1 protein-coding gene is annotated in these 264 nt (G+C 36.0%); it reads left to right on the forward strand.

Annotation, left to right across the window (positions count from 1 at the left end; all coding sequences use genetic code 11):
* Positions 1–264, forward strand: a 264-nt coding sequence (locus tag CSX02_RS13785; protein ID WP_207653778.1) for a hypothetical protein, incomplete at both ends; no start/stop codon positions are given.

Genomic DNA, 264 nt, shown 5'->3' on the forward strand with positions numbered 1-264 from the left:
GAAAAAGTTGAGAAAACAAATATTATGTTGGGGATTCATAATCATACTTGTCGGTAACTGTTTTGCCTGCTCTACAGTAAAAGAAGAAGCTCGTTCTCGAACAAATAGTTTGTATGGAAGCGAGGCTTCAGAAACTGCGATGACGGAAGAAACAGAAAACCCGGATGATTATTATATCGTTCAAGGACATAAAATTCCAAAATCGAAAATGGATTATTCTGCAATTAAACAGTTGCAAGAGTCGTGCTATTTTGATTGGATTCA

The organism is Agathobacter ruminis (genome assembly GCF_002735305.1).
Classification (GTDB): Bacteria; Bacillota; Clostridia; order Lachnospirales; family Lachnospiraceae; genus Roseburia; species Roseburia ruminis.